Genomic DNA, 14267 nt, shown 5'->3' on the forward strand with positions numbered 1-14267 from the left:
AAAGCATCTCACACAAAAATGGTTTTTTAGGCTTTTGATTACTCAGGCTTTATCAGTTTTGTGTGGGATTTCTACGAAATGACAAAGTGAGTGGAAAACGCATAAAAATTAACTTGATTCCTAACTCAAACTTTTAACCAAAAAAAACTCAAAACTATGTTTTGAGTTTTCTTAAATTAAATATTAATATTAATTATCTAAATTTTTAAGATAATTTAGTTTTTGTTCCCATAAAGCAACCTCTTCTTTAAATTTAGTAACCTGATTTTTTACATTCATTACCAAAGGATTATCTGGTTTTGCATTTGAAAAGAATCCTAAGTTATTTTCTAATTGCTGAATTTCTTTAGTAGCTTCATCCATCTTTTTTCTGATAAAAAATTGCTCAGACTCTAACTTTCTATTGTCATTATCTGCTGCATAACCATCTACAACTGTTGTAAACTTTAGCATAGAAATTTCATCCTTGTCTAAAGATAAACTTTCTAACATGGCATCTATTTGCTTGTTAAATTTCCCTTCAAGATGACGCATATTTCTTGGCAAAGCACCAAGTGCTCTCCAATCTTCTATAGCACTTAAAACTGCTTCTTTAGTAGATAATTTGGTTTCTTTTAAGTTTTCTAAAAAGTCTTTTTTAGCAGAAACGTTTGCCTGTTCTTCTTTGCTTACATTATTTTTTTGTTGATGTAATCTATCAAAATAATAATTACAAGCTGCTTTAAAACGTTTCCATATATCATCAGAGAATTTACGAGGTACATGTCCAATTTCTTTCCAATCTGCTTGTATTTTCTTTAATGTATTGGTAGCATTGTCCCAATCTTCACTTTCCTTTAAAGACTCAGCAGTTTCAATTAATGCAATTTTCTTTTTTAAATTTTCTTGCTGCCAATTCTTTTCCTCTTTGTAAAAAACATTTTTGGCACTATTAAATTTCTTTGTGGCTTTTTTAAATTTTTGCCAAACTTCTTCGCTTTTAGAATAAGGCAATTTACCAGCATTAAAATATTGTTTTCTTAATGCCTCAATATCATTGATGCTTTTTTGCCAATCGCTATGATTTTTGTTTTTAGAAGTATCATAAGCATTAATAGCTGCAATAACTTCTAATTTTTTCTCGGTAATTTGTTGATATTTAGAACGCATCTCTTTAAAATAATCATGCCTTTTATCATGAATTATTTTTGTTGCTTCACTGAATTTATGCCAAATTTCTTCGCGCATTTCACTGGCAACTGGCCCAATATCCTCTTTCCAAATTTTATGTAATTCTTGCAATTCTTTGGAAGCAAAATTTACATCACTTTCATTTGCTAAAGCTTTCGCTTTTTCTATGATTTGTAATTTTTGCTCTAAATTATTTTTAAACTCTATATCTCTAAAATCGTTACTTAAATTTAACAAATCGTAAAAACGCTCTACATGATGATGGTAAATTTTCCAAGTATCATTATAATAGGATTTTGGCACAGGACCAATCGATCTCCAAGAATCTTGAATATCTTTAAATTTATGATACATAGTTGTGGCATCTGCCTCTTCTATAAGCTCCTTTAAATCTTCAATAACCTTTACTCTTTTTTCTAAATTAGAGTTTAGTTGTTTGTCAATTTCAACGTAATACGCATCTCTTTTCTTTTTATAATCAGCTAATAAAGAGTTGTACTCTTCTTTAACAGGTAACGTAAACTGAAAATCGATAACGTTTCCACCTTCTGCCAAAAAAGCTTTTTTCTTTTCTGAAACAAAAGCTCCAAACTTTTTATTAAAAGCACTTTTAACCTCTTCTACTTGCGTTTTTATTTTTTGAACAGGATTATCGCTCATAATTTTTTTAAGACTAGCTACTAATTCCTCAAGTGTAAATTTAGAGTAATCTTGCTTCGCAACTTCTTCATCAGCATCATTCTTTCCATCTTGCTTATTTTCTGAATTTTCTGCTACAGATTTTTCAATTTCATCTACAGCCTCTTTATTTTTATCAATAATTTCAGCTTTTGCAACTTCTTTTAATTCAGTAGTTTCTTGAACAACTTCAACATTTTTTACAGTTTCTTTCTCTGTAGACTGTTCAGCAATTTCTTGTTTGTTACTTTCTACGTTATTTTCTGTTTCAGCAGATGTTAACTCGTTTTTGTCTAAATTTTGATTAGCATTATCTAACATATATACAATGTTTAAAGGTCTTAATATAATACTATAATTATATTGTTTGTAAAAATACAGACAACTTATGTGAACCACAAGTTATCATTATAAGTAAAATTTATAATTTGTTATTATTGATTCCAAATTCTCCACGATTCTTCTGCTTGCAGCTCTAACATTTGCAATCCGTTTTTAGTAATTGCTCCTTTTTCTTTTCCTTTTGATAAAAAAGTAGAGATTGCTGGATTGTAAATTAAATCGTATAAAATGTGGTTTTTTGTGATAAATTGATAAGGTATGTTTGGACATTTATCAACATCAGGAAACGTTCCTAAAGGTGTAGAATTGATTATAATTGTATGTTTCTCTATAACTTCTTGCGTTAAACTATCGTAAGAAATTTCTTTTTTCCCTTCAGGATTTCTAGAAACAAACTTATAGGTAATACCATTTCTTTTTAATGCGAACGCAATTGCTTTGGATGCGCCTCCTGTTCCTAAAATCAAAGCTTTTTTATGGTGTTTTTTTAACAACGGAAGTAAAGAGTTTTCAAAACCAACAACATCCGAATTATAGCCTTTTAAATTCCCTCTTTTTGTGAATTTTATAGTATTTACAGCACCAATTTTTTTAGCAGTTTTATCGACCTTACTTAAAAAAGGAATAATTTCTTCTTTATAAGGAATGGTTACATTGATCCCTTTTAGATGCTCATTTTCATCGATAATTTTAGGAAAATCTTCTATATTTTGCAAATCGAAATTTACATATTTACTTTTTTTAAGTTTTAATTTTTCAAACTTATCCGTAAAATATCCTCTTGAAAATGAATAGGAAATATTTTTTCCTAACAAACCAAACAATTTATTTTTTTCTTCTCCTGTCATAATAATCAATTGCTAATATTAATCCTATTCCCAAAAATATAAAGAATATGGCTAAACCTGTTTCTAAATTTAATGTTTCTGGAATAAAACGTTCGTAATTTTCAACTATTTTATTTCCTTTTGTATCTAAAGAAACAACTCCATTGTCAGTTACATAAATCGTTTTTTTCCAAGGCCAAACAATGCCTAAAGAACCTGTAATAAAACCAATAATAACTGCATTTACTATTTTATTATAATGTTTTAACACATAGCCTAAAAGATGCGAAATAGAAACCAAACCAAATGCAGAACCTCCAGTAAAAACAGCTATTATTTTTAGGTATCTTATTTTTATTGGGTCTGATAAAACATCAAAATTACCTGTAAGCAAATTAGTCATTATGTATAATAAAGCGTTTACAGAATCTACCAAAAGCAATACATAATTGCCCAACAATATTAAAATAAAAGAACCTGAAAGCCCAGGCAATGTCATGCCAGAAACACCAATAATTCCACAAATAAAAACAAACCAAAGATTGTCATTTTCTACTGCTGGTGTTAAAAAACTAATGCCTACACCAATACTTGCTCCTATAATTAAAGAGATAAAATTCCTTTTTGTCCAACCTCCAAAATCTTTACCAATGTAATAAATTGAGCCAATGATCATCCCAAAAAACCAACTCCAAACATAGAGTTCGTAGTTTTTTAAAAAATAATCTAGTAATAAGGAAACACTAAAATAACTGAACAAACTACCTCCCATTACAAGGAAAATAAATTGCGCATTTGTATAGTGATAAAATTTTTTGAACTCGCCAGCCCATAATAACTTCAGGGCTTTTAGATTCACTTTTTGAAAAGAATAAATCAACTCTTCATAAAAACCTAAAACAAAAGAAACTGTTCCTCCAGAAACACCAGGAACTTTATTGGCAGCACCCATGGCTAACCCTTTAAAGAACAACGTTACTTTTTGCGGAAAAGTTCTTTCTTGTAGCATTTACTGCTTTTTAACGGCTAATTTTTCCATCAATAAAATAAGCACAAAACCAACAACCGCTAAAATAAGCGCAGGAATTAATTGAGAATCCAGTCCTAAATTTACCTCTGTATACTGAAAAGGAGAAATACTTTTTTCTAAAGCTACTTTGTAAGTTTCAAAATTATCAATTTGCTTTTGATATACTGACAAACTACCTACATTGCTTACCTCGTTAAATGGTACAACAGCACTCGAAGATTTATCAAAAACAGACTGCGTTAGTTTCCAAGGCCAAATTTTATTTAAAGAACCGATGATAAAACCTGTTAAAACTGCTAAGGTGTAATTTTTATAATTGGCAAATAACCATTTTAAAATTTTAGAAAACGCTAATAAACCAACCACTGCACCTGTCATAAAAATTAAGATTGTTTTAAAATCTCTATTGGTAACAGCATCTAAAATTGGCTTATAAGCTCCTAATAAAACTAAAATAAAAGAACCTGAAATTCCTGGTAAAATCATGGCACAAATTGCAATAGCACCCGCAAACAAAATATAAAGTGAAGATGAACTTTCCGAAACTAACGGATTTAAAGTAGTTATGTAAAAGGCTAAAAAAGCACCTAAGATTAAGATGATTATCGAGATTAAATTCCATTTTGTAATTTGCTTTGCGATATAAATAATACTCGCCAATACCAAACCAAAAAAGAAAGACCACAACAAAACAGGCTGATTTTCTAATAAATATTTAATAGCTTTTGCTAAAGAAACAATACTGATAAAAATACCGATAAATAAGGCTAATAAAAAATTACCATTCAACTGTTTCCAGGCTGCTTTAAAACCGTCATTCTTTAACGTTTTAAACAACCCCACATTTACATTGCTAATAGAACCTAATAATTCCTCGTAAATACCAGATATAAAAGCAATTGTACCTCCAGAAACCCCAGGAACTACGTCTGCAGCACCCATTGCCATTCCTTTTAAGCCAATTACCACATAATCTTTAATTTTTCTACTCATTATCAATTTTTTAAAAAACGAAGATAAAAGAAAATAAAGAAATCATACCAAGATTTTTTTTCAATATTCTTATCTTTGAGATTAACTATATTATAAAAATGAAAAAACAACTAATCTTATTGACTCTTTTTGCAACTATTTTTTTTGCTTGTAAAAATGATGTAAAAAAAACCGCTGATAAAGAAACGACTCCAGTTGAAGAACAAATAGCAGTTTCTGAAACTAAAATAACACCCATAAGTCATGCAACTACAGTAATTGAGTTCGATGATACTATAATGTATTTAGATCCTACAGGTGGTTTAGAAGCTTTTGCAGATTTTGAAAATGCCCATTATGTTTTAATAACCGACATTCATGGAGATCATATGAACAAAGAAACTTTAGCAAGTTTAGATTTAGAAACTACAACTATTATTGCTCCAGAAGCTGTTGCTAAACAATTAAGTGATTTAAAAGTTAAAGAAATAATTGTCATCAATAATGGTGAAGAAAAAAGTTTCGATAACTTTAAGGTTGAAGCAATACCTATGTATAATTTAAGAGAAGAAGCTTTAAAATTTCATCCTAAAGGAAGAGGAAATGGTTATGTTTTAACGATTGATACCGAACGAATTTACTTTTCTGGCGATACAGAAGATATTCCTGAAATGCGCAATTTAAAAAATATCGACAAAGCTTTTGTGTGTATGAATTTACCCTACACAATGACTGTAGAAAGTGCTGCTGATGGTGTTTTAGCGTTTCAACCAAAAAAAGTATATCCTTATCATTATAGAGGAACAGAAGGTTTAAGTGATGTGGAAAAGTTCAAAACAATTGTAAATGAAAAAAATACTGATATTGAAGTAATTCAGTGGAATTGGTACCCAAATAGAAAATAATTATTAACTAAAAATAGAAATTAAACATGAAAAATTTAAAAATAGGAATCTTAATTTGCTGTGTAGCATTATTCTCTTGTACAGAAAATGTAGAAAAAACAGCAGTTGCTAATTTATCTCCAAAAAGCGGAAGTAATGTTACTGGAAACTTAACTTTTACAGAAAGTAATGGAAAGGTAATGATGAAAGCAACCATTAAAGGGTTAACACCTGGAGGAACACATGCCATTCATATTCACGAAAATGGAGATTGTTCTTCTGATGATGGAACCTCTGCTGGAGGACACTGGAACCCAACAAGCCATGATCATGGAAAATGGAAAGAAGGAGATTTCCATAGTGGAGATATTGGAAACTTAGAAGCAGATGAAAATGGTGTTGCAACTATTGAAAAAGAAAGCGATTTCTGGGCAATAAATGGCGATGATGAAACTAAAAACATTGTTGGTAAAGGAATTATAGTACATGCAGGAGTAGATGATTTTACATCTCAACCTTCTGGAGCAGCTGGAGCAAGAGTTGCTTGTGGAGTGATTGAAGTACAATAATTTTACAAAATATTTAATCTATAGAAAGCCACTAATTTTTTAGTGGCTTTTTTTTGGGTTTTAAGTTAATTGAAATTCAATAGGTTAAACTTTTATATTACTGAAAAAAATAAATTATATTTACGGAACAATAGTAATATAAAAAAATTATCAAGTCACGTTTGTTTTATGGGATGTATATACTAAAATTTGTTATAATAAGGATTTGGCAATAATTTAACACCCCCTATTTAAAGATAATAAATTTTGATTTTTTATTAAGATATTAAAATGTATTTTTGCAAATAATTATAAATTATATCAAAAAAGTGTTTGGATTTCCAAAAGTAGAACATAAAAAGTATAATAAAAATTTTCTTAAAACTGTAGTTTTTCAATTACAATTTGAAAAATGTCTAAATTTAGAATCTAAAGAATCTGAAATAGGTCAAATTTTCAAAACTAATTTTCCAAGACTAACTGGTGGAAAAGGAAAAGGATTTGAGATTATTCTCAATAATGAAAATGCAAATTTTCAGCAAGTAAACAATGGTCATAATATAAATATGAAATCCGAAAATGGACAACGTATTATAGATATTAATGAAACTGGATTAAGTTTTACAATTGGAGGAAGCTCTTATATTTCCTTTGAAAATTTAATACAAGACATAAATAATATTATAACTTTTTTAGATTTATGCAAAATAAATTCTATTAAGAGATTAGCTATAAGAAAGATTAATATCGTTGAGTTTAAAAATAATGAAAATCCTTCAGATATTTTAAACTTCTTAATTAACCCAAATTTAGTCGGACATATTCAAGATTTTCCTAATAGAAATTTAATCAACCATAGTATACAGTCTTTAAATTATAAAGAAGATGATAAATATCTTAATATTAAATATGGGTTAAATATCCCACCACAACTTAATTCCGAATTGGGACAATTAATAATAGACATTGATTTATACAGACAAGAATTAATTGAAAGAAAAAATATTATATCTGAATCAAAATTAATGAATTCAGAAATTTTTAATATCTTTAACTGGTTAATTAATGACAATACAAAACAACTTTTAAATGGCTAAAATTGAAATTATAGACAATGAAAGAACTTTAGAGGAAATACGCGATTTTTCTGGATATGTTTTTGAACAATCTAAATTAAATCCTACTATAGCTTTTAAAAACAATGTATTTCTAACATCTTTATTAGTTGGTGCTAGTTTAGTATCAACAAATGAGGCTTCTGCTACTGAATCATTTAAATTTGAAAATTCAAATAAGAATGAAATAACAACAACCTGTGAATATAACGAAACCATCAATCAAGGTTTAGTTAAATACATCCACAACATTAATGTTATTTCTAAAAGAAAAATTTCAAAAAACTCTTTACTTAAAAGCATTCTTTCATTTAAATCTTTAACTGAAAGTTGGGATGGTTATGGAGCAGTTCCCTTAGAAATAGAAAGCGCAACAAATTCAATTCAACTTTTAGATTTGATTGGAGAAAATATTTTTTGTACTATAAGTGACTTTCATCCAAACCCAAATGGTACAATTACTTTTGAATGGGAAAATTCAGAAAATGAAATGGTCTCATTAGAAATAGGCAATAATTCATTTTCTTATTTTGTTGAAATGGCTTCAACAAATGTTATGTTTTTCAACAATAAATTAATTAATGCTAAAGAGGCTAAAAAACTTTCTGAGTTTATTCAAGCTATTTAATGCTAAGAATAAAAATCAAAAAATATCTCTTCCAAATAAAATTAACGGAACTGAGTTAATAATTCGTGCTGTTTATTCACCTATAAACCTGCACAAAAACGGAAAAAAATTAAATAACAGTTTTTACAAACCTAGAGCTGGAGAAGATGAAATATCAGTAAACAGATTAGATTTTACAACACCTATTTTCTTGAAAAAACTTGCAAAATTTTTTGAGAACACAAGTGAAAGACGAAGTTATTTTGGTTTTTCACTATTAAAAGCTTCAGAAATAGAAGATAGTGAACTAAGAACTGTTTATAGTCCACTTACAAAACCTGTAAAAAATCCTTATCACGCAGATATAAAAATTGATTATACTGTTGAAAAAGGTGTTCAGCTTCCTGCTGAAATAAGCCATAAGATAAAAAACATCACAATAAAATCAAGGTTCTATTCTGACCCTGATCCTGAATCTAACGAATGGAATGGGAGTGAATTAATTTAAAAACTTTTGCCTATATCCGAAACATAAGTTAAAAATTCTTATAACTCAAATTCAGGTTTTTTCAAAAATAATAGAATTGAAAAACTGAATCCAATTTTCGAAATATACTATTGAACTTCATGTTAAAAAATTAATGTGGCTTTACACGAAACTGATTTATAAAATAAATTATAACTAAATTTTTGATTTATAAAGAGCAATCTACGAATACTCAAATGTTCCGAATTCACTTTTGATAGTCAATTTCTTAGTTTGGTTCTGATTTTCATCAGAATTAAAAACTTCAACTTTTCCCACAATTTTAGCATCCACATTAAAAGATTTAGAGATTGCAATAATATCTTCTGCAATTTCTGGAGAAACGTAGATTTCCATTCTATGACCACAGTTAAAAACTTGATACATTTCTTTCCAATCTGTTTTAGATTGTTCTTGTATCAATTTAAATAATGGTGGAATTGGAAACATATTATCTTTTACAATATGTAAATTATCCACAAAATGTAAAATTTTTGTTTGTGCGCCTCCAGAACAATGAATCATTCCATGAACTTTATCTGAATTGAATTTTGATAAAATTTCTTTGATAATTGGTGCATAGGTTCTTGTTGGCGACAAAACTAGTTTACCTGCATCAATTGGCGAGTTTGCAACCTCATCTGTAAGTTTTACTTGACCTGAATACACTAATTCTTCTGGAACAGCAGCATCAAAACTTTCTGGATATTTATCTGCTAAATATTTATGAAAAACATCGTGTCTTGCAGATGTTAATCCATTAGAACCCATTCCTCCATTATATTCGGTTTCGTAACTTGCTTGTCCAAAAGATTCTAAACCCACAATTACATCTCCAGCTTTTATATTTGCGTTGTCAATAACTTTAGAACGTTTCATTCTTGCAGTTACAGTAGAATCTACAATAATGGTTCTTACCAAATCTCCAACATCTGCAGTTTCGCCTCCAGTTGAATGAATCGTAACTCCAAAACCTTTTAAGTCTTCAATCAGTTCTTCTGTTCCGTTGATGATGGCTGATAAAACTTCGCCAGGAATTTTACTTTTATTTCTACCAATGGTCGATGATAACATGATATTACTAGTTGCACCAACACACAATAAATCATCGATATTCATGATTAAAGCATCTTGTGCAATGCCTTTCCACACAGAAATATCGCCAGTTTCTTTCCAATACATATATGCCAAAGAAGATTTTGTTCCTGCTCCATCTGCATGCATTATTAAACAATAATCATCATCATTGGTTAAATAATCTGGTACAATTTTACAGAATGCTTTTGGGAATAATCCTTTGTCGATATTCTTAATGGCATTGTGTACATCTTCTTTAGATGCTGATACTCCTCTTTGTGCGTAACGTTTTGAAACTTCTTGACTCATATTGCTGTGTTGTTTGGCAAATTTAGGCTTTTGATTAAAAAAACAGTAGAAAATAAAGTGAAATTATTTTTAAGAAATTTATCCTTAAATAACATCTATTGAATTTTGGTAATAATTAATGTTTTTTTTAAAAAATTATTGACCACATAGTAACATAGAAAACATAGCCTAAATTGTGGTAAAAACCTCACCGATTTTTATGGTGAAACAAGTTCAACACAAAAAATCTGTGAGGTTTAAAATATTTATTAATTTATTTTATTGACTCCCTTTTCTAAACATTTCAATATTCGTTCAAGATTGAATGAGTTTTAATTGACCACATAGGGACATAGATGATATAGCCTAAATTGTGATTAAACTGGCTAGATTTTTATTTGTATAATCAGTTTGATGAAATAAAAACCTCACAGGTTTTGAAAACCTGTGAGGTTTAGAAAAATCGATTCGCTTATTTTTATAACTGTTCTTTTGAGTTTGCGATATGCGTTAAGGATTGAAACGACATCCTTTTTATGCTGAACTAGATTCAGTATCTGTTAAAAGTAATAAAATTAGTTCTTAAAAATATACAGATGCTGAAATAAATTCAGCATAAAAAGATATAGTGGAAAGCCTGTTAAAACGCCCACATAAAAGTTATAATTTATCTGGTAAATAACAATTCTCTGTATTTTGTTAATGGCCATAAATTATCATCTACCATAGTTTCTAGTTTATCACAGTGATAACGAATTTCCTCAAAAAATGGTTTTACTTTTTTGCTATACGCTTCTGCAGATTTTAAACCTTCTAACTTATTTGCTTTTCTGCGTTCGTCAATCATTTTTAAGGTTAGTGAATTAATCTCGGTAATATGATTGGAAATTATCATGATTAACTCGATTTGCTCTTTTGCGATGGTTTTATAATCTGCACCAAAAACTTCTTTTAGATTTTTGGTGTTTTCTAACAATGTATTTTGATAATTGATGGCTGTTGGCACAATATGGTTTCTTGCAATATCGCCCAAAACCCTACTTTCAATTTGCAAACGCTTTGTATATTCCTCTAAATCAATTTCGTATCGCGCTTCTAACTCAATTCTATTCATCACTTCCATTTCTTCAAAAAGATGAATTGTATTTTTAGCAACCTTAATTTGTAACGCTTCTGGAGTAGTTTTGTTATTGCTTAAACCTCGTTTCTTCGCTTCTTTTTCCCAAGCTTCTCCATAACCATCGCCTTCGAAACGTATTTTTTTAGAGTCCTTAATGTATTCTCTTAAAATATTGAAAATTGCTTCGTCTTTTTTAAGGTTTTTAGTATCGATTAAAGCATCTACTTCAATTTTAAATTCTTTTAATTGTTTGGCAACAATAGTGTTTAAAACCGTCATTGGAATGGCGCAATTTGCTTTTGAACCAACTGCTCTAAACTCGAACTTATTTCCAGTAAACGCAAATGCAGAAGTTCTATTTCTGTCTGTATTATCTAATAAAATTTCAGGAATTTTACCAATAATGTTTAGTTTTAAATCGGTTTTTTCTTCTGGTGATAATTTTCCTTTGGTTACGTTTTCTAATTCATCTAAAACTGCTGATAATTGTGTGCCAATAAACACAGAAATAATAGCTGGTGGTGCTTCATTTGCTCCTAATCTATAATCGTTACTTGCAGAGGCAATGGAAGCTCTTAACAATTCTTCATTTTCGTAAACAGCTTTTATGGTGTTTACAAAAAAGGTTAAGAACTGTAAATTTTTCATGGGTGTTTTTCCTGGACTTAATAAATTGATACCATCTGCTGTAGATAAAGACCAATTGTTATGTTTTCCTGACCCATTGATTGCTGTAAATGGTTTTTCATGAAAAAGCACTTTAAAATGATGACGTGCAGAAACCTTGTGCATCACATCCATTAACAACGCATTATGATCTACAGCTAAATTTGCTTCTTCAAAAATTGGGGCTAATTCAAACTGATTGGGTGCAACTTCATTATGCCTTGTTTTTAAAGGAATGCCTAACAACATACATTCTTGCTCTAAATCTTGCATAAAACTCATAGCTCTTGCAGGAATACTACCAAAGTAATGATCATCTAATTGCTGCCCTTTTGCAGGTGTGTGCCCCAATAAGGTTCTACCAGTCATTAAAATATCAGGTCTTGAAGTAGCCAAAGCATCATCAATTAAAAAATATTCTTGCTCCCAACCTAAAGTTGCGTTTACTTTACTAGCATTTTTATCAAAATATTTACAAACAGCGGTTGCATGAGTATCGATTGCTTGCAAAGCTCTTAACAAAGGTGTTTTATTATCTAAAGCCTCACCTGTATACGCCACAAAAATGGTTGGAATACACAAAGTTGTTTCATACACAAAAGCTGGTGATGTAGGATCCCAAGCTGTGTAACCTCTAGCTTCGAACGTATTTCTGATTCCTCCATTTGGAAAACTAGAAGCATCTGGTTCTTGTTGCACTAATTGCTCTCCATCAAATTTCTCCATGGCTAAACTACCATTGATTGATTCAAAAAAAGCATCGTGTTTTTCTGCTGTTGCTCCAGTTAATGGCTGAAACCAATGTGTATAATGAGTTGCGCCTTTAGAAATAGCCCAATCTTTCATACTTACTGCAACTTGATCTGCTATTTTACGATCTATTTTAGTTCCTTTATCAATAGCATTCATAACACTTGTGTATGCAGCTCTTGTTAAGTATTGTTGCATAGCGTATTTGTTAAATACATTTTGCCCAAATAAAACAGATCTTTTTTCTGTTTCTATAATTTTTATAGGTTTTCTATTTAAGGTTTCTTGTAATGCCGAAAATCTAATTGTTGACATAATATGATTATTAAAGGATAAAATTAAACTTATTACAAATATACCCCATAAAAATTAGGGATAAAATTATTTTTAAACGATTATTAAAAATACACCCCTCTTTTTTTTGATATGTAAGTAAAATATTTCATTTTTGCAGTATTAAAATTACAAAATCATCATTTACTATGGCAAAAATTAAATTAGAATACATTTGGTTAGATGGATATTTTCCAACCCAAAACATGAGAAGTAAAACAAAAGTTGAAGAGCACAAAAACTTTAAAGGAACTGTTGAAGAACTTGGAATGTGGTCTTTTGATGGTTCATCTACAAAACAAGCCTCTGGAGGTTCTTCTGACTGTTTATTAAAACCAGTTGCTGTGTATCCAGATCCTACAAGAATAAATGGTTACTTAGTAATGACTGAAGTTTTAAATGCTGATGGTACTCCACACATTTCTAACGGAAGAGCTACAATAGATGATGATGATAATGATTTCTGGTTCGGATTTGAACAAGAATATTTTATTATGGATTCAAAAACTCAATTGCCTTTAGGTTTCCCTATTGGTGGGTATCCTGCTCCACAAGGAATGTATTATTGTTCTGTAGGTGGTAAAAATACACATGGAAGACTTTTAGTTGAAAAGCATGCAGATTTATGTATTGATGCTGGTTTAAACTTTGAAGGAATTAATCAAGAAGTTGCTTCTGGACAATGGGAATTCCAATTGTTTGCAAAAGGCGCTAAGAAAGCCGGTGATGAAATTTGGATTGCTCGTTATTTATTAGACAGGTTAACAGAACAATATGGTTATTATATTGAATATCACCCTAAACCATTAGGAAAAGATATGGACTGGAATGGTTCTGGAATGCACGCAAACTTCTCTAACGAAGTTTTAAGAACATGTGGAGATAAAGAAACGTACGCTAAAATTTGTGAAGCTTTTAGACCTGTTGTAAAAGAACATATTGCTGTGTATGGTGAGTTTAACGACCAACGTTTAACTGGTGATCATGAAACTGCATCGATTCACGATTTCTCTTGGGGAGTTTCAGATAGAGGAGCTTCAATTAGAATTCCTATTATTACTGTAGAGAAAGGTTGGAAAGGTTGGTTAGAAGATAGAAGACCAGCATCTAATGGAGATCCTTACAAGATTGCAGGTAGAATTATAAAAACTGTAAAATCGGCTAATATTAGCTAAGTTTTACAACTTATATAAAAAATTGAAAAACTCCGAAGTTTATATTTCGGAGTTTTTTAGTTCAAAGAAGTAACAAAATAACATCGAACCGAAAATAGTTGTTATTGCAAGCCAACAACAACTATTCTAATGGACTGAATTTTAATTATCTAAAAAAAT

12 protein-coding genes are annotated in these 14267 nt (G+C 29.7%); 6 read left to right on the top strand and 6 right to left on the bottom strand.

Annotated features, from left to right (window positions below; genetic code table 11):
• Nucleotides 1-189 precede the first annotated feature (189 nt).
• The 4 genes from P161_RS0100795 to P161_RS0100810 form a co-directional block, all read right to left on the bottom strand.
• Nucleotides 190-2169 carry a DUF349 domain-containing protein gene (locus P161_RS0100795; protein ID WP_026775201.1) on the bottom strand — a complete coding sequence of 660 codons (1980 nt, stop codon included), beginning with the start codon at nucleotides 2167-2169 and terminating at the stop codon, nucleotides 190-192.
• A 113-nt stretch (nucleotides 2170-2282) separates the two neighbouring features.
• Entirely contained in the window at nucleotides 2283-3038 is a 756-nt protein-coding gene (locus P161_RS0100800) for a shikimate dehydrogenase (protein ID WP_026775202.1), read from the bottom strand.
• Nucleotides 3016-4026, bottom strand: coding sequence for a DUF368 domain-containing protein (locus P161_RS0100805; RefSeq protein WP_026775203.1), 1011 nt, complete (start codon nucleotides 4024-4026; stop codon nucleotides 3016-3018). Before P161_RS0100805 ends, P161_RS0100800 begins: the two co-directional genes overlap by 23 nt.
• The gene (locus P161_RS0100810) at nucleotides 4027-5040 is read right to left on the bottom strand and encodes a DUF368 domain-containing protein (RefSeq protein ID WP_026775204.1); all 1014 of its coding nucleotides are present in this window, start codon (nucleotides 5038-5040) and stop codon (nucleotides 4027-4029) included.
• Between the two features lie 98 nt (nucleotides 5041-5138).
• On the opposite strand from P161_RS0100810, the gene P161_RS0100815 reads away from it, so the two are divergent.
• From P161_RS0100815 to P161_RS0100835, 5 genes are all read left to right on the top strand, one after another.
• Nucleotides 5139-5924 (top strand): MBL fold metallo-hydrolase, encoded by a 786-nt coding sequence (locus tag P161_RS0100815; protein ID WP_026775205.1) that lies wholly within the window; start codon nucleotides 5139-5141, stop codon nucleotides 5922-5924.
• 26 nt (nucleotides 5925-5950) lie between these two features.
• The gene (locus P161_RS0100820; RefSeq protein WP_026775206.1) at nucleotides 5951-6472 is read left to right on the top strand and encodes a superoxide dismutase family protein; all 522 of its coding nucleotides are present in this window, start codon (nucleotides 5951-5953) and stop codon (nucleotides 6470-6472) included.
• Nucleotides 6473-6750: 278 nt separating this feature from the next.
• Nucleotides 6751-7548: a TIGR04255 family protein gene (locus tag P161_RS0100825; RefSeq protein WP_036841126.1), complete on the top strand. Its 798-nt coding sequence runs from the start codon at nucleotides 6751-6753 to the stop codon at nucleotides 7546-7548.
• Entirely contained in the window at nucleotides 7541-8194 is a 654-nt protein-coding gene (locus tag P161_RS0100830) for a hypothetical protein (RefSeq protein ID WP_026775208.1), read from the top strand. Before P161_RS0100825 ends, P161_RS0100830 begins: the two co-directional genes overlap by 8 nt.
• Nucleotides 8148-8681 (top strand): hypothetical protein, encoded by a 534-nt coding sequence (locus P161_RS0100835; RefSeq protein WP_026775209.1) that lies wholly within the window; start codon nucleotides 8148-8150, stop codon nucleotides 8679-8681. Before P161_RS0100830 ends, P161_RS0100835 begins: the two co-directional genes overlap by 47 nt.
• Nucleotides 8682-8882: 201 nt before the next feature.
• On the opposite strand, the gene P161_RS0100840 is transcribed toward P161_RS0100835, so the two are convergent.
• Both P161_RS0100840 and P161_RS0100845 read right to left on the bottom strand, forming a co-directional pair.
• On the bottom strand, nucleotides 8883-10085 hold the full coding sequence (locus P161_RS0100840) for an AIR synthase related protein (RefSeq protein ID WP_026775210.1): 1203 nt from the start codon (nucleotides 10083-10085) through the stop codon (nucleotides 8883-8885).
• A 646-nt stretch (nucleotides 10086-10731) separates the two neighbouring features.
• Entirely contained in the window at nucleotides 10732-12915 is a 2184-nt protein-coding gene (locus P161_RS0100845; RefSeq protein ID WP_026775211.1) for a glutamine synthetase III, read from the bottom strand.
• A gap of 167 nt (nucleotides 12916-13082) precedes the next feature.
• On the opposite strand from P161_RS0100845, the gene P161_RS0100850 reads away from it, so the two are divergent.
• Entirely contained in the window at nucleotides 13083-14108 is a 1026-nt protein-coding gene (locus P161_RS0100850) for a glutamine synthetase beta-grasp domain-containing protein (RefSeq protein ID WP_026775212.1), read from the top strand.
• Nucleotides 14109-14267 lie beyond the last annotated feature (159 nt).

Source organism: Polaribacter sp. Hel_I_88, from assembly GCF_000687935.1.
GTDB lineage: Bacteria > Bacteroidota > Bacteroidia > Flavobacteriales > Flavobacteriaceae > Polaribacter.

Coding starts and splice junctions, on each gene's coding strand:
- P161_RS0100795 (WP_026775201.1), bottom strand. CDS start 2,169: ATGTTAGATAATGCTAATCAAAATTTAGACAAAAACGAGTTAACATCT.
- P161_RS0100800 (WP_026775202.1), bottom strand. CDS start 3,038: ATGACAGGAGAAGAAAAAAATAAATTGTTTGGTTTGTTAGGAAAAAAT.
- P161_RS0100805 (WP_026775203.1), bottom strand. CDS start 4,026: ATGCTACAAGAAAGAACTTTTCCGCAAAAAGTAACGTTGTTCTTTAAA.
- P161_RS0100810 (WP_026775204.1), bottom strand. CDS start 5,040: ATGAGTAGAAAAATTAAAGATTATGTGGTAATTGGCTTAAAAGGAATG.
- P161_RS0100815 (WP_026775205.1), top strand. CDS start 5,139: ATGAAAAAACAACTAATCTTATTGACTCTTTTTGCAACTATTTTTTTT.
- P161_RS0100820 (WP_026775206.1), top strand. CDS start 5,951: ATGAAAAATTTAAAAATAGGAATCTTAATTTGCTGTGTAGCATTATTC.
- P161_RS0100830 (WP_026775208.1), top strand. CDS start 7,541: ATGGCTAAAATTGAAATTATAGACAATGAAAGAACTTTAGAGGAAATA.
- P161_RS0100835 (WP_026775209.1), top strand. CDS start 8,148: ATGCTAAAGAGGCTAAAAAACTTTCTGAGTTTATTCAAGCTATTTAAT.
- P161_RS0100840 (WP_026775210.1), bottom strand. CDS start 10,085: ATGAGTCAAGAAGTTTCAAAACGTTACGCACAAAGAGGAGTATCAGCA.
- P161_RS0100845 (WP_026775211.1), bottom strand. CDS start 12,915: ATGTCAACAATTAGATTTTCGGCATTACAAGAAACCTTAAATAGAAAA.
- P161_RS0100850 (WP_026775212.1), top strand. CDS start 13,083: ATGGCAAAAATTAAATTAGAATACATTTGGTTAGATGGATATTTTCCA.